Consider the following 18,363-nt stretch of genomic DNA (forward strand, 5'->3'; position numbering starts at 1 on the left):
AACTCTCCAGTCGGGGGAGAGTCAAGGTTCTCACGGTACGGTTGTCGTATGCACTTCACGCGGCCCCGTGACCTGGTCGTCGCCGGGCTGCTCGGCCTGGCGATCGGCTACCTGCTGTTCCAGCTCGCCTACGGCTCGCTGCCCCAGCTGCCGCTGCTCGCCGGCATCACCTTGGCCGTCCTGGCGGTGATCGAGGCCGTGCTCGCGTTCTCCATCCGCTCGCGGATCAAGAACGGCCGCGTCGTCGCCGCGATCGGGATCGCCCGATCGGTGGCCTTGGCGAAAGCGTCGTCACTCGCCGGAGCGTTCATGGCGGGCGCCTGGCTGGCCGCGCTGGCCTACCTTTTCCCGAGACGTGACGAACTCGTCGCCGCGGTGCTCGACACCCGCGCGGCGGTCGTCGGCGTCGCGTCCGCCGCGGCCCTGGTAGCAGCGGGTTTGTGGCTCGAACACTGCTGCCGGACCCCGCACGACCAAGATCGTGAGCACACCCGCGGGACGACCGGTTAGCGCTGGAATCCCACCGCTCGCTGGACCGAGTAGGTCTCGTTCGGATTACGAGCAGGTACGGTGTCAGTCATGACCGGCGTGGGTGACGACTCGCGCGGCCGCCTCTTGGGCAGGCCGTGGCTCGTCGTCGGATTCGTCCTCGCCATCGGAGCCACCCTCGCACTGGTGCTCAGCGACGATCTCCGCTATCTCCGGCTGGGGATCGTCGCGGCCCTCTGGGCTGCCCTGATCGGCGCTTTCCTCGCCGTGAAGTACCGCAAGCACGCGGCACAGAGCGAGGACGCGGTCGCCGAGGCGCAGGCTGTGTACGAGTTGGAGCTGGAACGCGAGATCGCGGCCCGGCGTGAGTACGAGCTGGAGATGGAGGCGGACAACCGCAGTGCCGCCGACTCCCGCGGGCGCGAGGAGCTGGAGGCGCTGCGCGCCGAGGTGTCCGCGCTGCGGGACAGCCTCCAGTCGCTGTTCGGCGGCGAGGTGCTGCTCGAACGCGTCGCGCTGACCGCGCAGGCGACCCGGATGCGCAAGCTGTCCGACGAGAACCGGATGATCCCCGACGCCGCGCCGAAGAAGAAGCCGGCGCAGCTGATGGCCGGGAAGAAGCCCGCCGAGCAGGGCGACCGGCCGACCGAGCTGATCGACCGCGTCCTCGACGAGCGCCGCCGCAAGGCGTCGAACGGCAAGCCCGCGAACGGCAAGGGGCTCGGCAAGGGCTTCGGCGGCAAGGCCGTCCCGAAGGCCCCGGCGAACGTCTCGGTGCAGAGCACCCAGCAGATGGCCCGGCCGAAGCCGCTGAGCGAACGCCGTCCGCCGGTGCCGGCGGTCGACCCGGCGCTGAACGCCGCGCAGCGCGAGCTGAAGGCCGCCGAGCTGCGGGCCGAGGCGGCGCGCCGCCAGGCCGAGTCGCAGCCGATGCGGCTGCCGAAGCCGGACGAGGTCGCGAAGCAGCCCGAGCGCCGTCCGGAAGCCGCCGCCGAGCCGACGCGGCAGGTGCCGCGGCCCGAGCCCAAGACCGAGATCCGGCGTGCGCCGGAGCCGAAGACGGAGATCCGCCGTCCCGAGCCGCCGCCCGCGCGCCGCGCGGAGCTGTCGCGCCCGGCGATGCGGCCCGCCGAGGTGTCCCGGTCGGACATTCCGCGGGTGGAGATGTCGCGTCCGGACATTCCGCGGGTGGAGATGTCGCGTCCGGACATTCCGCGGGTGGAGATGTCGCGTCCGGACATCCCGCGGGTCGAGATGTCCCGTCCGGACATTCCCCGGGTGGAGATGTCGCGTCCGGACATCCCGCGGGTGGAAATGTCGCGGCCGGACCTGCCGCGCGTCGGCCCGAAGCCGAACGGCGCGCGCCCCGAGCCGCGCAAGGCGCCCGAGCCGCCGCGTGCCGCGCCGGGACGTCCGGCGGCCAGCGTGCCGCCGCCGAAGCCGTCGGAGATGTCGCGGTCGGACATCCGGCCGGTCAAGGACCTCAGCGCGGCCTTCCAGAACCGCGACGACTTCGCCGAGCGGCAGCGTCCGCACCGGCCGAAGCCGCCGGAGCCGAAGCCGGCCCCGCCGATGCCGCGGGACGCCACGGCGTCGCGCAACGACATCCCGCCGGTCGTCCCGCCGACGACGCCGGTGCCGAGCAAGAGCCCGTCGCCGCGGCAGCCGTCGCGGACGGACCTGCCGCCGGTGGTCCCGCCGACCACGCCGGTCCCGGCCGCCGACGGCCGCCGTCCGTCGCGGCTGGAGCAGTTCTCGCGGGCCGACATGTCGCCGATCCTCGACGAGCCGTCGTCCCGGCACAGCGGTTCGCACCGCGCGCCGGCGGAGGGCGCCCACGAGGCGCCGATGGCGAACCCGACGCTTCCGGAGTCGGTCCGCAACTTCCAGGGCCGTTCCGGCGGCCGCCGCCGCAAGCCGGACGAGTCGCAGCAGATGCCGCCGGTCCCCGCGCCGGAGCCGACGGGAGGCGGCCGCCGCCGTCGCCCGGACGGCGAGCCCCCGGCGTGGGAGGGCATGATCGCCGAGCGCGCCTCGATGTCCCGGCGCAACATGGCCCCGGTCGACCCGGCGGACGTCGAGCAGAACGGCAACGGCCACAACGGCCACCGTTCGGCCGAGCCGCCCCCGGGCAGCGGGTCGCACGCGGCGGGCCGCTCGGTGAGCGAGCTCCTGGCGGCGAACGGCGGAACCGGCGCGACCCCGCGCCGCCGCCGACGCGCGGAGGACTGAGACGCAGGCCCCAAGCACCCCAATGTGGCGTTCGGTGCGTCCAGCGCACCGAACGCCACATTGGGGTGCTTGCCGACACCCCTGGGGCTGGCACGGGCGGCACGCCGAGGGGCGAGGTGGCGTTCCGTCTCCTGTCCGGTCTGCGTAGGGTGACCGCCTGTGAGCGGAACCCTCTCGCCCGCGACGGGACTCGACCGTGGCCGGCGGCCTCGCCGGATCACCGTGCTGCTGCCGGTGTTCGGGCTGATCGTGGTGGCCCTGTGCGGCCTGTTCCTGTTCGGGCTGGCCACCGCGCGGGTCGGGCCGCTCGCCGTCACCATCGGGGTGCTGGCCGCGCTCGTGCCGGTCGCCGGCGTGGTCGCCGGGTTCCTCTGGGTCGACCGGTGGGAGCCCGAGCCCGCCAAGTTCCTGCTCCTCGCCTTCGCCTGGGGCGCCTGCATCGCCACCATCACCGCGCTGCTCATCAACACCACCGCCGAGGCCGTTGGCGAAGAGCTGCTCGGGACCGGCAACGGCAACACGCTCGCCGCGCTCGTCTCGGCTCCCGTGGTCGAGGAGGCGGCGAAGGCGCTGTTCGTCGTGCTCATCGCGTGGCGCCGCTCCAGCGAGTTCGACGGCGTCGTGGACGGGGTCGTCTACGCCGGGTTCAGCGCCGCCGGGTTCGCCTTCACCGAGAACATCTACTACTTCGGGCGCGCGTTCGCCGACTACGGCTTCGGCGACGGCCACAGCCAGGGCGTCATCACGGCGTTCTTCCTGCGTGGCGTGCTCGCGCCGTTCACGCACCCGCTGTTCGCGGTGCTGACCGGCATCGGGATCGGCATCGCCGCGCGGACGACCACCAAGGCGCTCAAGTTCGTCGCGCCGATCGCCGGCTACCTGGCCGCCGTCTGCCTGCACGCGCTGTGGAACAGCGCCGCGCTGCTCGGCGGGTCGAAGTTCCTGACCGTCTACTTCCTGATCATGGTTCCGTTGTTCCTCGGCGTCGTCTACCTGGTCATCCTGCAGCGGCGGCGGGAGCAGCGGATCATCGCCGCCGCGCTGCCGCACATGGCGTCGGCGCGCTGGATCGCGCCGTCGGAGGTCGAGCTGCTGGCCAGCCTGCCCGGGCGGCGGGCGTGGCGTAGGCAGGCGAAGCGGCAGTCCGGCAAGCAGGCCGCGAAGGCCGTCGCCCTCTACCAGGCGAGCGTGACGGAGCTCGCGTTCCTCGACCGGCACCAGCTCACCAGCGACACCGACCGGCAGCGCCAGCAGGAGCTGCTGCGCACGTTGAAGGCCGCTCGCGCGGAGGCGACGCGCCTCGCCGACGAGGCCGCCCGAGGGTGACCCGGTCCGGGTGAAGCTGGTCACCCGGGTTCAACACCTCGCGCTTAATCGAGTTAGTCTCGCGCCGTTCGTCCGGTACCCGGAGCGGGACTGGAACGAGAGCAGAGGGAGTCTGCCACCATGAGCGTCCACAGGCGCACGCCATGATGAGGCCCGCCCGCCTCGCGGTCGGCGTCGTGTCCGCCGGCCGGGTGGGCAGTGTGCTCGGCGCCGCGCTGGCCCGGGCGGGACACACCGTCGTCGCCGCGTCCGGCCTCTCCGCGGCGTCGCTGGCCCGAGCCGAACGCCTCCTCCCCGACGTGCCCCTCCTGCCGCCCGACGAAACCGTCGGCCGGGCGGACCTGGTGCTGCTCGCCCTCCCCGACGACGCGCTGGCCGGGATGGTCCGCGGGCTCGTCGCCACGGGGTCGCTGCGGCCGGGGCAGATCGTCGTGCACACCTCCGGCGCGCAGGGCATCGACGTGCTGGCCCCCGCGGCCGAAGCGGGGGCGCTGCCGCTCGCGCTGCACCCGGTGATGACGTTCACCGGCCGCGAGGAGGACCTCGAGCGGCTGGCGGCGTGCAGCATCGGCGTCACCGCGGCCGAGGACGACGAAGCGGCTTGGAACGTCGGCGAGGCGCTCGCGGTCGAGATGGGTGCCGAGCCGGTGCGCATCCCCGACTCCGCGCGAGCGCTCTACCACGCTGCGTTGACCCACGGCGCGAACCACCTGATGACACTGGTCGCCGACTGCACGGAAGTCTTGCGGGAAGCGGGAATCGGGCATTCCGAACGCCTGGTCGCACCGCTGCTTTCGGCGGCGTTGGATAATGTGCTGCGACATGGCGACCGCGCGCTCACCGGCCCGGTCGCCCGTGGCGATCTCGGCACCGTCCGCAAGCACCTCGCGGTGCTCACGGACCGGGCGCCGGACGTGGCGCCGGCCTACCGGGCGCTGGCCAAGCGCACGGTGGCGCGTTCCCTGGCAGCAGGAGTGCTGCAGGACACCGCGGCCGCGAAAGACCTCACCGAACTCCTCGACGATCCCGCCGAAGGGCAGCAAGACCAGTGACCACACCGAAATTCACCCGCGGCACGCTGAACGCGTTCGCGCCGCCCGAGCACGTCAGCCAGGTCAGCCGCGCGCTGCACGGCGTCGGGCGCAAGGTCGCCCTCGTGCCCACCATGGGCGCGCTGCACGCCGGGCACCGCGAGCTGATCCGCCGCGCGAAGCGGCTGCCGAACACCGTCGTGGCCACCTCGATCTTCGTCAACCCGCTGCAGTTCGGCGAGGGCGAGGACTTCGAGGCGTACCCGCGGCCCCTGGAAGCCGACCTGGCCGTGCTGCGCGAGGACGGCGTCGAAATCGCGTTCACCCCGACCGCCGACGCCCTGTACGCCGACGGCGCCGCGGTGACCGTGCACCCGGGCCCGCTCGGCGACGAGCTCGAGGGCGTCGTCCGGCCCGGCCACTTCGCCGGCGTGCTGACCGTCGTGGCGAAGCTGTTCAACCTGGTGCGCCCGGACTACGCGTTCTTCGGCGAAAAGGACTACCAGCAGCTGGTGCTGATCAAGCGGATGGTGCGGGACCTGAACATCGACACGCGCGTCATCGGCGTGCCGACCGTGCGGGAACGCGACGGGCTGGCGCTGTCGTCGCGCAACGTCTACCTGACGCCCGAGCAGCGCGAAGACGCTGTCGTCCTGTCGGCCGCCCTCACCGCGGGGGCGTTCGTCGGCCGGGACGGGGCCGACGCGGTCCTCGAGGCCGCGTGGAAGACCCTCGCCGCCCGGCCGGCGGTCGAGGTGGATTACCTCGAGTTGCGGGGAACCGACCTCGGGCCCGCGCCCGTCGACGGTGAGGCACGACTGTTGATCGCGGCCCGGGTGGGGAGTACCCGGCTGATCGACAACGCCCCGGTGCTGCTCGGCAAGGCCGTCGAGCACCCGGAGCGGCTGGACGCAGGGGAATAGGAGTCCACGATGTACCGCACGATGCTCAAGTCGAAGATCCACCGGGTCACGGTGACCCAGGCCGACCTGCACTACGTCGGATCGGTGACGGTCGACGAAGACCTGATGGAGGCCGCGGACCTCCTGCCCGGGGAACAGGTGTCCATTGTGGACGTCACCAACGGCGCCCGGCTGGAGACCTACGTCATCAAGGGCGAACGCGGCAGCGGCGTCCTCGGCATCAACGGCGCGGCGGCGCACCTGGTGCACCCGGGTGACCTGGTCATCCTCATTTCGTACGGCCAGATGGAGGACGCCGAGGCCGCGACGTACGAACCGCGCGTGGTGTTCGTCGACGCGGACAACCGGATCGTCCACCGGCACAGCGACCCCGGCCACGCGCCGGAGGGTTCGGGCCTGCTGAGCGGCACCGTGACGCTGCCGGACGACGAGACGGCGGTCTTCCCGGTCGCGGAGACGGCGGACGCCCGCCGCCTCGACGCGTTGCTGCACGCGGAAAGCTGACCCGCTTGCTGCTCACCGTCGACGTCGGCAACACGAACATCGTCCTGGGACTCTGGTCCGGTCAGTCACTCGTGGGTGACTGGCGCATGCGCACGGACGCGCGCATGACGGCCGACGAGCTGGCGTTGACGGTGCGCGGCCTGCTGGGCCCGCACGCGGATTCGGTGACGGGCATCAGCGCGCTGTCGACCGTGCCCGCGGTGCTGCGCGAACTGCGCGTGATGCTTTCGCGGTACTACGCGGACGTGCCGAAGATCGTGGTGGAACCGGGTGTCCGCACGGGTGTGCCGCTGTTGGTGGACAACCCGAAGGAGGTGGGCGCGGACCGGCTGGCGAACACGCTGGCCGCGCACCACCTCCACAGCGGCACGGCGTGCGTGGTGGTCGACTTCGGGACGTCCACGAACGTGGACGCGATTTCCGCTCGCGGGGAGTTCCTGGGTGGCGCGTTCGCACCGGGCATCGAGATTTCGGTGGACGCACTGGCGTTGCGCGCGGCGGCGCTGCGGAAGGTCGAGCTGGTGCCGCCGCGGTCGGTGATCGGGAAGAACACCGTGGAGTGCCTGCAGTCGGGGATCCTGTACGGGTTCGCCGGGCAGGTCGACGGGCTCGTGAAGCGGATCGTGCGGGAGCTTTCGCCGAGTGGTACGGAACCGGTCGCGGTGCTGGCGACCGGTGGGCTGGCGCCGTTGGTGCTCGAGGAGTCGGAGACGATCACCGAGCATGTGCCGGATTTGACGTTGCTCGGGTTGCGGTTGGTGTACGAGCGGAACATTCGTTCCTGACGGTCGTCTTCCGGCTCGTCGTTGGTCAGCCGCGGGCCAGCCTGCGCCGCTCCAGCACGTACCCGAGCGCCGTCACCGCCAGCGCCGGGAAGGCCACCTTCGCCTGCGGAAACCGCGCCTCCCCCGGGGGATCGACCGCGCGCGACCCCGGATAAGCCAGCGCCGAAATCTGCGTCACCCAGTACAACGACGCCAGCACGGCACCCGCGTCAAGACCCGTTCGCCCCGAAAACGGCCGCCACAGCTGCCACAAGCTGGTGGCGCCCAGTGCCAGTCCCAGGCTCATCGTCTGGCCGTTGTGGAACTTCGCGTGCGGTGGCCACGCGGGGTTGTACACGTGGGTCTCGTTCCAGTCGGCGCGGTACGGGCCCGCCGCCGTCAAGAGGGAAGTCAGCGAGATCAGCGCTCGCCCCAAGGGTTTCCGGCTCATCCCGTCAGTATCGAACCTCGACCTTGATCGAGGTCAATGCAGCAGTTTGAGCCCCACGACACCCGCCACGATCAGCGCCAGGCAGGTGATTCGCGCGGCCGTCGCGGGGTCGCCGAGGACCAGCATCCCGTACGCAGCCGTGCCGATCGTGCCGATGCCGACCCAGATCGCGTAACCGGTGCCGAGCGGGATTTCGCGGAGTGCGTACGCCAGCCCGGCCATGCTCAGCGCGAGCGCGAGCACGAACGTCACCGTGGGAACCGGGCGGGAGAACCCCTTGGACGCGCCGAGCGCGGCCGCCCAGATCGTTTCGAACACTCCGGACAGGACGAGGACGAGCCAGGACATGACGAGCCTTTCGCAGTGTGTGGAACCACTGCGCCGTCTTGTCCTGACCGGGTACGACGCGCTCGTCCGGGGCAGCCGCGGACGCGGAGCCACTTCCGAAGCTAGCACGCGAAAGCTACCGGCGGCGGGCGCGCAGCCCCCAGGTGATCAACGGGAGGTCGAACTCACCATTCGCCGTGGCCGGATTGGCCGCGAGAAACTCGCGAAGGCGCGTCAAGAGCGCGGACGACTCCTCCGGGGACGAGACGATCACGAGGGAATAGGTCGCGATCGTTTCCAGCAGGGTCTCCGCGGTGCGCCGTTGCGCATGGTGAAACCGTTCCTCGTCGAACGGCTCGAACGCCGGGTGCGCCACCTCGCGCAAATCGTCGGTCGACGCCGGCTTGCGGGCGCCGTCGCGGCCCAGTTCGGTGAACTCGGCCACCCAGGGCACCGATTCGTCTTCGTAGTTCCACATCGGCACCAGCACGCCGCCGGGACGCAGCACGCGGGCGATCTCCGTCATCGCCGCCGGCACGTCGAACCAATGGAACGCCTGGCCGACGAATACCGCGTCGACCGCGGCGTCGGGCACCGGGATCCGTTCCGCCCGGCCGGGCAGCGCCGTCGCCGCCGGCACGCGGCGCGCCAGTTCCGCGCGCATTTCCGGGTCGGGTTCGACGGCGGTGACGTCGAGGCCGAGGCCGGTGAGGCCGAGGGTCAGCTTGCCCGTTCCGGCGCCGAGGTCGAGCACCCGCCGCGGGGTTCCGGTGGCCCCGGAAAGCCCCCACTCGATCGCTGTCCGCGGGTAATCGGGCCGGTGCTCGGCGTACGCGGCCGCGCGGCTGCCGAAGGAAGAAGCGCGGCGGGCGTGTGTGGGATCACTCACCGGGCCAGGTTAATGGAAGGAAAGTAAAGGTAATCCGGTTGGCGTAGCGCGCGGCGGGGTTCGTACCCTATGGGCCATGACCGAAAACCCCGCTTCCACCAGCGAGCCCGCCGAAGACGAACTGCCCGAGCAGATGCGGGTGCGCCGGGAGAAGCGCGACCGGATCCTCGCCGAGGGCATCGATCCCTACCCGGTCGAGGTGCCGCGCACGCACTCGCTCGCCGAAGTGCGGGCGGCGCACGAAGGGCTGCCCACCGACACCGCCACCGGCGAGACGGTCGGCGTCACGGGCCGGGTCATGTTCCTGCGCAACACCGGCAAACTGTGCTTCGCCAGCCTGCGCGAGGGCGACGGCACCGAGCTGCAGGCGATGATCAGCCTGGCGAAGGTCGGCGAAGACGCGCTGGCGGCGTGGAAGGCCGACGTCGACCTCGGCGACCACGTGTTCGTGCAGGGCGAGGTCATCACGTCCAAGCGCGGCGAGCTGTCGGTGATGGCCGACGCCTGGCGCCTCACGTCGAAGGCGCTGCGCCCGCTGCCCAACGCGCACAAGGAACTCGCCGAGGAAACGCGGATCCGCCAGCGCTACGTCGACCTCATCATGCGCCCGCGCGCGCGGGACGTCGTGCGCACCCGCGCCGGCGTGGCCCGGTCGCTGCGGGAGTCGTTCCACCGCCGGGGGTTCACCGAGGTCGAGACGCCGATGCTGCAGACGCTGCACGGCGGCGCCGCGGCCCGCCCGTTCGTCACGCACTCGAACGCGTTCGACATGGAGCTGTTCCTGCGGATCGCACCGGAGCTGTACCTCAAGCGCTGCGTCGTCGGCGGCATCGAGAAGGTCTTCGAGATCAACCGCAATTTCCGGAACGAGGGCAGCGACTCGTCGCACTCGCCGGAGTTCGCGATGGTCGAGTACTACGAAGCGTATGCGACGTACGAGACCAATGCGGTGATGACGCGGGAGCTGATCCAGGAGGCCGCGCAGTCGGTGCTGGACACCCAGGTGGTCACCCTGCCCGACGGTTCGGAGTACGACCTGTCCGGCGAATGGACCACGCTCGGAATGTACGAGTCGTTGTCCGATTCACTCGGTGAAGAGGTGACGCCGGAGACGCCCGCCCCCAAACTGCACGGATTCGCGCAGGCCAGGGGCCTCGAAGTGGATCCGAAGCTCGGGCACGGCAAGCTGGTCGAGGAACTGTGGGAACACCTCGTCGGAGATCACCTGCACGCCCCCACCTTTGTGCGTGATTTTCCGCTGGAGACGTCACCATTGACGAGGCAGCACCGCTCGCGGCCGGGCGTGGCCGAGAAGTGGGACCTCTACGTGCGCGGATTCGAACTCGCCACCGGTTACTCCGAGCTGGTCGATCCGGCCGTCCAACGGGAACGGCTCACCGAACAGTCGCTGCTGGCCGCGCAGGGTGATAGCGAAGCCATGCGGCTGGACGAGGATTTCCTCCGGGCCCTGGAGTACGGAATGCCGCCGAGCGGCGGCGTCGGAATGGGGATCGACCGGCTGCTCATGGCGCTGACCGGTCTCGGTATCCGGGAGACGATCCTCTTCCCGCTGGTACGTCCGGAATAACCCGCCCGTGTGAGGATAGCGGGCGGTTATCGCATAGAGATTTGCGCTGCACTCCCGGAGCGGGTACTAATGTTCTAGACAAAGTCTTCTGTCCCCGGGGCTCGCCCCGTCACCAGATCATTGAGTAAGCCCCGCAGGAGGAAACAGATGGCGCAGAAGGTGCTCGTCTCGCTGGTGGACGACCTGGACGGCAGCGAGGCCGAAGAGACCGTCGAGTTCGGTTTGGACGGCGTCAGCTACCAGATCGATCTCTCCTCGGAAAACGCCGAGGAGCTGCGGGACGCCCTCGCCCAGTATGTCGAGCACGCGCGGCGCGCGGGTGGCCGCAAGCGCGCTTCCGTGCGTCCGGTCTCGGGCAAGGGATCGGCCCGCCCGGCCGCGGTGGACCGTGAGCAGAACCAGGCCATTCGCGCTTGGGCGCGCAAGAACGGTTACGCGGTTTCGGACCGGGGCCGCATCCCCTCCGAGGTCGTCGAGGCCTACCACAAGAAGAACTGAGGACCGTTCACGAGGTGCTGGTGGCCGCCGGGCGAATTCGCCCGGCGGCTTTCTTCATGTCCGATCTCTGTCCGGTTCGGCCGCGAGAGCCGTTCGGGCGTACTCGGCAGGCGACTGGCCGGTCACCGTCCGGAAATCGCGGATGAAGTGCGACTGGTCGCTATAGCCCAGTCGAACCGCCAGTCCGGCGTAATCCGGCTGGCCTTCCGTGACCAACCGCTGCGCAGCGTCGTTGAGGCGGTATATCCGGATCGCCCACTTGGGCGGGCAGCCGACGTGTTCGGCGAACAACCGCTGGATGGACCGGGTGGTTAGTCCAGTATCCGCGCACAGTTGCGCCACCCGGGTAATTCCCGGATCACGCGCGATTGATTCCACCGCCGCGGCGGCGTGGCGCGCGGCCGGGGTGAGCCGTACCGGATTTGCGATCAGCAAGTTGTCGATCGCACCGACCATTTGCGCGTCGCCGGCCGCGGTCCGCACCGATTCCGCGGCCCGGATCGCCGCCGGCCCGAAAACATCCGTGAGCGGGACGGATCGGTCGGCGATGTCACGCACCGGGCGGCCGAGGAACGCGCGGAAGCAGCCGGGCCGGAAACGCACGCCCAAGCCGTGCACGCGGCCGGTCAGGCGGTGCGAAAAGACGTCGTGCGACGGGCCGTACACGCCGGACGCGCCGGGGAAGAACGTCGCGTGCACCGAGAGGTTCGGCAACACCCGCTGCTCGTGGGCCGGTTCGCCGCGCCGGTCCCAGCGCAGGACCCAGTGGTATTCGACGAAATCCGCCAGCTCGGGGGCGGGCGGGTGCCTCGTCAGCGTGAACATCGTGCGCGCGGTGGCCTCGGCCACGATGCCGCGCGGGATCCGGTGCGCCACGCCGCACACGGTAGCTGTCGCGTTTGTCCAAGACGGGCCGCCGGACACCGGCTTGGCTCTCCGGCATGACTGCCGAGCTGCTGCGGCCCGCCGCAAGCGAATTCCTCCGGGTCGCCACCGCCGTGACCGAGCTGACCGCGCCGACGCCGTGCGCCGGCTACGACGTCCGCGGGCTGCTGAACCACCTCTTGTACTGGGGACCGTGGCTGCTGGCCGCGGGACGGCGCGAGGAACCGCCGCCCGCGGGGGCCGAGGCGGAGGCGGCGCTGGTCGGCGACGACTGGCGTGCGGCCCTGGAGAAGCAGACGGAGACGCTCGTGGACGTCTTCGGGACGCCGTCGGCGTGGACGGGCGCGACGGCGCTGGGCACGGCGCGGCTGCCCGCCTCGGTGGTCGGCGCCATGGTGCTGGGCGAGTTCGTGCTGCACGGCTGGGACCTGGCCCGGGCGAGCGGCCAGGAGCTCACCTGCGCCCCCGGAGCGGCGACGGCGGTGTACGAGTCCGCGGTGCTCATGGGCGAGCAGGCGCGCTCGATGGGCGTCTACGGGCCCGAGGTGGCCGTACCCGCCGATGCGCCGGCGCTGGACCGGGCGCTCGGCGCGTCCGGGCGCGACCCGTCCTGGCCGTCCTGAGCCCGCGGCGAGCAGGTGCGCGGGCAGCCGTCGCACTCCGACTCGGCCGGGAGCAGGTAGGAGAAGCAGCAGCTCTCGCGGCGCCGCGTCCACTCGCGGTGGCCGTCGGGACCCTCCACCAGGCGCAACGTCGACGCCGACGTCAGCGGCGGGTAGCGCGCGTCGAGGACCAGCGCCGCGTCGGCGACGCCCGCGCCCTCCGCCTCCGGCGTGCCGCCCTGGCGGCCGGCCCACCACAGCGAGTTCTCCAGCGCGTCGGTCGCCGCCGCCCAGAGCATCCGGCGGCCGAGCCCGCCGACCGGCGCGTACGCGCGGACGAACTGGGCCGCGTGGGCCAGGTAGCGGGCCCGCAGGACCGCCGCCAGGGCGCGCTCGTCGCGCACCACGGTGGCCTCCGGGCGGGCCGAGCCCGGATCCGTCGGCAGGCAGTGGAACGCGTCACCCAGCACGGCCATGCCGTCGGGGTGCGGGCGGTCGTCGGCCAGCCGGAACGCCAGCTCCGCCGGCTTCAGCGACGGCACCCGGCGCTCGTGGTGCAGCAGCAGCGCGCCGACGTACGCCGGGACGTGCAGGTACCAGGTCATCACCCAGCTGGCCGTGGTCCGGGACGGCGTCGCGTCGTGCTCGCGCAGCAGCCAGTCGCCGAGGAGGCCGCGCCACTCGTCGAAGTACGCGGGCGTCTCCAGCAGCTCCGAGCAGCGGATCCAGCCCGCCGGGACGTCGCGCCGCAGCTCGGTGCGCTCCTGGCGGCCGGAGACCCGCCGCAACGACGACGCGAGGCCGTCTCCGACCTCGCGCGCGTCTCGGAAGGACCGCTGCTGGTTCAACCGCGGCCCTCCTTCGCAGCCGTAGTGGATTAGGCGTGCCTAACCTTACAGGCAGACGGCTACTGCGCCAATCGGGTGGCACCGTGATCCGGCACTCCCAGGTTGCGGACTGTTCGCGGTGAGCGGACACCGCGCGGATGGCGGAATCCGGGCGGCTCTCCGCACGTTGGGCTTGACGTAAAGGTGCAGGGCAACATGAAGATGGGAGCACCCGGGAGATGGCACGTCCGGGTGCGGAAAAGGCCACTGTCGGCCGTAGTGGTACGCCAGCGCGACCACTTGGCTACTAGAGTGGTCTCACGGTGCTGAATCCATCGCGGTGAAAGCACGATGGAAACGGGCCGCCGGCGCAGCAGTCGAGGGAGTGCACATGTTTGAGAGGTTCACCGACCGCGCGAGGCGGGTGGTCGTCCTGGCTCAAGAAGAGGCCAGGATGCTCAACCACAACTACATCGGCACCGAGCACATCCTCCTGGGTCTGATCCACGAGGGTGAGGGTGTCGCCGCCAAGGCGCTGGAGTCGCTGGGCATCGCCCTGGAGGGCGTGCGCCAGCAGGTCGAAGAGATCATCGGCCAGGGCCAGCAGGCGCCGAGCGGGCACATCCCGTTCACGCCGCGCGCCAAGAAGGTGCTGGAGCTGTCACTGCGCGAAGCGCTGCAGCTCGGCCACAACTACATCGGCACCGAGCACATCCTGCTGGGCCTGATCCGCGAGGGCGAGGGCGTCGCCGCGCAGGTGCTGGTCAAGCTGGGTGCGGACCTCAACCGGGTCCGCCAGCAGGTGCTGCAGCTGCTCTCGGGCTACCAGGGCGGCAAGGAGTCCACCGAAACCGGTTCCGGCCGCGGTGAGGGCACCCCGTCGTCGTCGCTGGTCCTGGACCAGTTCGGCCGCAACATGACCGTGCTCGCCCGCGAGGGCAAGCTCGACCCGGTCATCGGGCGCGGCAAGGAGATCGAGCGGGTCATGCAGGTGCTGTCCCGCCGGACCAAGAACAACCCGGTGCTCATCGGCGAGCCCGGCGTCGGCAAGACCGCCGTCGTCGAGGGCCTCGCGCAGAGCATCGTCAAGGGCGAGGTGCCCGAGACGCTCAAGGACAAGCAGCTCTACACGCTGGACCTGGGCTCCCTGGTCGCCGGCTCCCGCTACCGCGGTGACTTCGAAGAGCGCCTGAAGAAGGTGCTCAAGGAGATCAAGACCCGCGGCGACATCATCCTGTTCATCGACGAGCTGCACACGCTGGTCGGGGCGGGTGCCGCCGAGGGCGCGATCGACGCGGCTTCGATCCTGAAGCCGATGCTCGCCCGCGGTGAGCTGCAGACGATCGGCGCGACCACGCTCGAGGAGTACCGCAAGTACATCGAGAAGGACGCCGCCCTCGAGCGCCGGTTCCAGCCGATCCAGGTCGGCGAGCCGTCGCTGGAGCACACGATCGAGATCCTCAAGGGCCTGCGCGACCGGTACGAGGCGCACCACCGCGTCTCGATCACCGACTCGGCGCTGGTCGCCGCCGCGACCCTGGCGGACCGGTACATCAACGACCGGTTCCTCCCGGACAAGGCGATCGACCTGATCGACGAGGCCGGCGCCCGGATGCGCATCCGCCGGATGACCGCGCCGCCGGACCTGCGCGAGTTCGACGAGAAGATCGCGAACGTCCGCCGCGACAAGGAGTCCGCGATCGACGCGCAGGACTTCGAGCGGGCCGCCCGCCTGCGTGACGAGGAGAAGACCCTCCTCGGCCAGAAGGGCGAGCGGGAGAAGCAGTGGAAGGACGGCGACCTCGACGTCGTCGCCGAGGTCGACGACGAGCAGATCGCGGAGGTGCTGGCCAACTGGACCGGCATCCCGGTGTTCAAGCTGACCGAGGAGGAGACCACCCGGCTGCTGCGCATGGAGGACGAGCTCCACAAGCGCATCATCGGCCAGGAGGACGCGGTCAAGGCCGTCTCGCAGGCGATCCGCCGTACGCGTGCGGGCCTGAAGGACCCGAAGCGCCCGTCGGGCTCGTTCATCTTCGCCGGCCCGTCCGGTGTCGGTAAGACCGAGCTGTCCAAGGCGCTGGCCTCGTTCCTGTTCGGCGAGGACGACGCGCTCATCCAGATCGACATGGGCGAGTTCCACGACCGCTACACCGCTTCGCGGCTCTTCGGTGCCCCTCCGGGCTACGTGGGCTACGAAGAGGGCGGCCAGCTGACGGAGAAGGTGCGTCGCAAGCCGTTCTCGGTGGTCCTGTTCGACGAGATCGAGAAGGCGCACCAGGAGATCTACAACACGCTCCTGCAGGTGCTGGAGGACGGCCGCCTGACCGACGGTCAGGGCCGCACGGTCGACTTCAAGAACACGGTCCTCATCTTCACGTCCAACCTGGGCACGTCGGACATCTCGAAGTCCGTCTCCCTCGGGTTCGCCGGTGCCAACGACACCACGAACCGGTACGAGAAGATGAAGCAGAAGGTCAACGAGGAAATGAAGAAGCATTTCCGCCCGGAGTTCCTGAACCGGATCGATGACATCATCGTGTTCCACCAGCTGACGCAGGAACAGATCATCATGATGGTCGACCTGATGATCGGCCGCGTGGAGACCCAGCTGCGCGCCAAGGACATGGAGCTGGAGCTGACCGAGAAGGCCAAGTCCCTCCTGGCCAAGCGCGGCTTCGACCCGGTGCTGGGCGCCCGCCCGCTGCGCCGGACGATCCAGCGCGAGATCGAAGACCAGCTGTCGGAGAAGATCCTGTTCGGCGAGGTCGAGCCGGGTCAGATCATCCTGGTCGACGTCGAAGGCTGGAGCGGCAACCCGGAGGACAAGGACGACCAGGCGAAGTTCACCTTCCGCGGTGAGCGCAAGCCGTCGTCGGTCCCGGACGCCCCGCCGGTGAGCATCGGCGCGGGCCACGAGGAGCAGGGCGGCGAAGCCGAAGGCGAGTGATCGGCTGAGCAGTGCGTGAGAAGGGCGGTTTCCCCGGTTTCGGGGGAGCCGCCCTTTCTCGTGTCTGGCGCAATCTCGCCATAACGTCTACATTATAGTTGCTGGATGGAGTGGGAGATCGAACTGCACGACGAGGTCGACCAGTGGTTCGTGGACCTGTGCCGGGCGGACCCGGTCTCCGCGGATCGGGTCGAAGAGGCGATCGACATGCTCGCTCGAGAAGGTCCCGGCCTCGGGCGGCCGCTCGTCGATCGGGTGCACGGTTCGAGGCTGCACAACCTGAAAGAACTGCGACCTGCTTCCGCGGGCAGCAGCGAGATCAGGATCCTTTTCGCCTTCGACCCCGTCCGGCGAGCGTTGCTCCTTGTCGCCGGCGACAAGGCCGGGAACTGGAAGGGCTGGTACGACCGGAACGTCCCGGTCGCCGAGCAGCGGTTCCGAGAACACCTGAGGCACGGAGAGGAGCGCGGGGCGCGATGAGCCGGTCCTGGAAGGACGTGAAGGCGGACAAGGCTGCCCTCGATCGGGGCGCCGGCCGGGACGTAGAGGGTGCCCGTGCCGCTGCTCGCGAAGCCACCGAGGCCTACGTGCTCGGGTTCCGCCTCGCTCAGCTCCGCGAGGACGCCGGCCTCAGCCAGACCGAACTCGCCCGGCGCATGGGGGTGAGCCAGCCGAGGATCAGTCAGCTCGAGCAAGGGGATCCCGGGCAGATGGAACTGGACACGCTCCGGCGCTACATCACGGCTCTCGGCGGCCGGCTGCGGGTGGTCGCGGACTTCGACGACCACGACGTCACGGTCTCAACCGCCGAGCGCGGGGGCGCCTGCGCCTGAGCACGGCCGCTCCCGTCACGCGTGAGACGATGCCCGCGGGCCTTGGGAGGGGAATCCGCGTGGATGTGCTGGCGATCGACTTCGGGACTTCCAGCACCGTGGGTGTGCTCTCCGCCGCCGGGCACGCGCCACGTGCCGTCGAGGTCGATGGGTCGGTCACCATGGCCTCCGCCGTCTTCCTCAACGACGATGGCCTGCTCGTCGTCGGCCAGGAGGCGGAGCGGCGGGCCCGGATCGATCCCAGCCGGTTCGAACCCAATCCCAAGCGCCGGATCGGCGAAGGCACCCTGCGGCTCGGGGACACCGATGTCCCGGTCACCGACGCCTTCGCCGCCGTGTTGCGGCGGATGCGGGAGGAAGCCGAACGGCAGTCGCAGCGGCCCGCTGGGCAGACGCGGATCTCGCACCCCGCCGGGTGGGGTGCCGCGCGGCAGGAGGCGATCCGGACCGCCGCCGCCAAGGCCGGGCTGCCCGATGTGCGGCTGATCCCCGAGCCAGTGGCCGCCGCCGCGCACTACGCGAGTCTCGGGAACTCCGGGGGCGGGCCGATCGGGGTTTACGACCTCGGGGCCGGGACCTTCGACTGCGCCGTCGTCGGGGTGAGCCGGCAGGGGTTCGCCGTGCTCGCCGAGAGCGGGCTGCCGGATCTCGGGAGCCTCGACATCGACCAGGCGCTGCTCGTGCACATCGGGCGCGCGGTGTCGCACGCCGATCCCGCGCAGTGGCAACGGCTGCTGCGCCCGCAGACCACCGCCGACCGGCGGACGCGGCGAGCGCTCCTCCAAGATGTCCGTGACGCCAAGGAAAGCCTCTCCCGGCACGCGCAGACCCACGTCCCCATGCCCGAGCCGTTCGGGGACGTCCTCGTCAGCCGGGACGAGCTCGAAGCGCTTGTGCGGCCGAGCCTGCTGCGCAGCGCCGAACTGCTCGGGACGACGATCCGCCGCGCCGGGCTGGTGCCCGCGCAGCTCGCCGGGATCCACCTCGTCGGCGGGCCGAGCCGGATGCCGTTGCTGGCGGCGCTGCTCGGGCGGCAGCTCGGGGTCGCGCCGACAACGCAGGACCAGCCCGAGACGGCGGTCGCGTTCGGGCTGCACCACGTGCCGCTCGACACCTCGGACCTCACCGTGCCCGCGTTCGCGCCGGTCCGGCCGCCGGTGCCGCCGCCGCGGCCGCAGCCGTGGCAGCAGCAAGCCGTGCGGCCGCCGTACGCGCCGCCGGAACCGCCGCGCAAGCGGTGGTGG

The 18,363-nt window shown here is 70.8% G+C and carries 17 protein-coding genes, 2 pseudogenes and 1 riboswitch; of the genes and pseudogenes, 14 read left to right on the forward strand and 5 right to left on the reverse strand.

The window, feature by feature from the left end:
• Positions 1-48 precede the first annotated feature (48 nt).
• From H4696_RS37020 to H4696_RS37050, 7 genes and pseudogenes are all read left to right on the forward strand, one after another.
• The gene (locus H4696_RS37020) at positions 49-510 is read left to right on the forward strand and encodes a DUF3180 domain-containing protein (RefSeq protein ID WP_086858513.1); all 462 of its coding nucleotides are present in this window, start codon (positions 49-51) and stop codon (positions 508-510) included.
• A 69-nt stretch (positions 511-579) separates the two neighbouring features.
• Positions 580-2,721, forward strand: a complete 2,142-nt coding sequence (locus tag H4696_RS37025; protein ID WP_192782742.1) for a DUF6779 domain-containing protein — start codon at positions 580-582, stop codon at positions 2,719-2,721.
• Between the two features lie 222 nt (positions 2,722-2,943).
• A complete protein-coding gene (locus tag H4696_RS37030; protein WP_086858515.1) occupies positions 2,944-4,047 on the forward strand; it encodes a PrsW family intramembrane metalloprotease in 1,104 nt (367 codons plus the stop codon).
• A 131-nt stretch (positions 4,048-4,178) separates the two neighbouring features.
• Positions 4,179-5,099 (forward strand): annotated as a pseudogene (locus H4696_RS37035) (Rossmann-like and DUF2520 domain-containing protein); the annotation flags it as partial.
• Positions 5,096-6,001, forward strand: coding sequence for a pantoate--beta-alanine ligase (gene panC / locus H4696_RS37040; protein WP_086858517.1), 906 nt, complete (start codon positions 5,096-5,098; stop codon positions 5,999-6,001). The pseudogene H4696_RS37035 and the gene panC, both read left to right, overlap by 4 nt.
• Before the next feature lie 9 nt (positions 6,002-6,010).
• A complete protein-coding gene (gene panD, locus H4696_RS37045) occupies positions 6,011-6,505 on the forward strand; it encodes an aspartate 1-decarboxylase (RefSeq protein ID WP_086858518.1) in 495 nt (164 codons plus the stop codon).
• Positions 6,506-6,510: 5 nt separating this feature from the next.
• Positions 6,511-7,290, forward strand: coding sequence for a type III pantothenate kinase (locus H4696_RS37050; RefSeq protein ID WP_086858519.1), 780 nt, complete (start codon positions 6,511-6,513; stop codon positions 7,288-7,290).
• A gap of 25 nt (positions 7,291-7,315) precedes the next feature.
• Here H4696_RS37050 and H4696_RS37055 read toward each other — a convergent pair whose 3' ends face one another.
• The 3 genes from H4696_RS37055 to H4696_RS37065 all read right to left on the reverse strand — a co-directional run bounded on the left by H4696_RS37055 (position 7,316) and on the right by H4696_RS37065 (position 8,936).
• Positions 7,316-7,720, reverse strand: a complete 405-nt coding sequence (locus tag H4696_RS37055) for a DUF6640 family protein (protein WP_169734926.1) — start codon at positions 7,718-7,720, stop codon at positions 7,316-7,318.
• Between the two features lie 33 nt (positions 7,721-7,753).
• Positions 7,754-8,068, reverse strand: coding sequence for a DMT family transporter (locus H4696_RS37060; protein WP_086858520.1), 315 nt, complete (start codon positions 8,066-8,068; stop codon positions 7,754-7,756).
• 27 nt (positions 8,069-8,095) lie between these two features.
• Positions 8,096-8,161: riboswitch (guanidine-III (ykkC-III) riboswitch) on the reverse strand.
• Between the two features lie 22 nt (positions 8,162-8,183).
• Positions 8,184-8,936: a class I SAM-dependent methyltransferase gene (locus H4696_RS37065; protein WP_086858521.1), complete on the reverse strand. Its 753-nt coding sequence runs from the start codon at positions 8,934-8,936 to the stop codon at positions 8,184-8,186.
• Between the two features lie 76 nt (positions 8,937-9,012).
• On the opposite strand from H4696_RS37065, the gene lysS reads away from it, so the two are divergent.
• Complete coding sequence (lysS, locus tag H4696_RS37070) at positions 9,013-10,524, forward strand: lysine--tRNA ligase (RefSeq protein WP_086858522.1); 1,512 nt, start codon at positions 9,013-9,015, stop codon at positions 10,522-10,524.
• A gap of 147 nt (positions 10,525-10,671) precedes the next feature.
• Entirely contained in the window at positions 10,672-11,022 is a 351-nt protein-coding gene (locus tag H4696_RS37075; RefSeq protein WP_086858523.1) for a histone-like nucleoid-structuring protein Lsr2, read from the forward strand.
• 54 nt (positions 11,023-11,076) lie between these two features.
• Here H4696_RS37075 and H4696_RS37080 read toward each other — a convergent pair whose 3' ends face one another.
• Positions 11,077-11,898 (reverse strand): AraC family transcriptional regulator, encoded by an 822-nt coding sequence (locus tag H4696_RS37080; protein WP_249027073.1) that lies wholly within the window; start codon positions 11,896-11,898, stop codon positions 11,077-11,079.
• A 65-nt stretch (positions 11,899-11,963) separates the two neighbouring features.
• Between H4696_RS37080 and H4696_RS37085 the strand changes: the two genes are divergently transcribed.
• Positions 11,964-12,530 carry a TIGR03086 family metal-binding protein gene (locus H4696_RS37085; RefSeq protein WP_086862166.1) on the forward strand — a complete coding sequence of 189 codons (567 nt, stop codon included), beginning with the start codon at positions 11,964-11,966 and terminating at the stop codon, positions 12,528-12,530.
• On the opposite strand, the gene H4696_RS37090 is transcribed toward H4696_RS37085, so the two are convergent.
• A complete protein-coding gene (locus tag H4696_RS37090; RefSeq protein ID WP_225955906.1) occupies positions 12,440-13,357 on the reverse strand; it encodes a (2Fe-2S)-binding protein in 918 nt (305 codons plus the stop codon). The genes H4696_RS37085 and H4696_RS37090 overlap by 91 nt on opposite strands.
• A gap of 370 nt (positions 13,358-13,727) precedes the next feature.
• Here H4696_RS37090 and H4696_RS37095 point away from each other — a divergent pair, with 370 nt between their 5' ends.
• From H4696_RS37095 to H4696_RS37110, 4 genes and pseudogenes are all read left to right on the forward strand, one after another.
• Entirely contained in the window at positions 13,728-16,286 is a 2,559-nt protein-coding gene (locus H4696_RS37095) for an ATP-dependent Clp protease ATP-binding subunit (protein ID WP_086862165.1), read from the forward strand.
• A 105-nt stretch (positions 16,287-16,391) separates the two neighbouring features.
• Positions 16,392-16,766 carry a type II toxin-antitoxin system RelE/ParE family toxin gene (locus H4696_RS37100; RefSeq protein WP_086862164.1) on the forward strand — a complete coding sequence of 125 codons (375 nt, stop codon included), beginning with the start codon at positions 16,392-16,394 and terminating at the stop codon, positions 16,764-16,766.
• Positions 16,763-17,119, forward strand: a complete 357-nt coding sequence (locus H4696_RS37105) for a helix-turn-helix domain-containing protein (RefSeq protein WP_086862163.1) — start codon at positions 16,763-16,765, stop codon at positions 17,117-17,119. Before H4696_RS37100 ends, H4696_RS37105 begins: the two co-directional genes overlap by 4 nt.
• A 59-nt stretch (positions 17,120-17,178) precedes the next feature.
• Positions 17,179-18,363: pseudogene (locus H4696_RS37110) on the forward strand (Hsp70 family protein); the annotation flags it as partial.

It is taken from the genome of Amycolatopsis lexingtonensis, assembly GCF_014873755.1.
Taxonomy (GTDB): domain Bacteria; phylum Actinomycetota; class Actinomycetes; order Mycobacteriales; family Pseudonocardiaceae; genus Amycolatopsis; species Amycolatopsis lexingtonensis.

Excerpts from the sequence above, each read along its gene's own strand:
- H4696_RS37075 (WP_086858523.1), top strand. The coding sequence starts at position 10,672 with ATGGCGCAGAAGGTGCTCGTCTCGCTGGTGGACGACCTGGACGGCAGC.
- panD (WP_086858518.1), top strand. The coding sequence starts at position 6,011 with ATGTACCGCACGATGCTCAAGTCGAAGATCCACCGGGTCACGGTGACC.
- lysS (WP_086858522.1), top strand. The coding sequence starts at position 9,013 with ATGACCGAAAACCCCGCTTCCACCAGCGAGCCCGCCGAAGACGAACTG.
- H4696_RS37055 (WP_169734926.1), bottom strand. The coding sequence starts at position 7,720 with ATGAGCCGGAAACCCTTGGGGCGAGCGCTGATCTCGCTGACTTCCCTC.
- H4696_RS37105 (WP_086862163.1), top strand. The coding sequence starts at position 16,763 with ATGAGCCGGTCCTGGAAGGACGTGAAGGCGGACAAGGCTGCCCTCGAT.
- H4696_RS37100 (WP_086862164.1), top strand. The coding sequence starts at position 16,392 with ATGGAGTGGGAGATCGAACTGCACGACGAGGTCGACCAGTGGTTCGTG.
- H4696_RS37060 (WP_086858520.1), bottom strand. The coding sequence starts at position 8,068 with ATGTCCTGGCTCGTCCTCGTCCTGTCCGGAGTGTTCGAAACGATCTGG.
- H4696_RS37085 (WP_086862166.1), top strand. The coding sequence starts at position 11,964 with ATGACTGCCGAGCTGCTGCGGCCCGCCGCAAGCGAATTCCTCCGGGTC.
- H4696_RS37020 (WP_086858513.1), top strand. The coding sequence starts at position 49 with ATGCACTTCACGCGGCCCCGTGACCTGGTCGTCGCCGGGCTGCTCGGC.
- H4696_RS37095 (WP_086862165.1), top strand. The coding sequence starts at position 13,728 with ATGTTTGAGAGGTTCACCGACCGCGCGAGGCGGGTGGTCGTCCTGGCT.
- H4696_RS37025 (WP_192782742.1), top strand. The coding sequence starts at position 580 with ATGACCGGCGTGGGTGACGACTCGCGCGGCCGCCTCTTGGGCAGGCCG.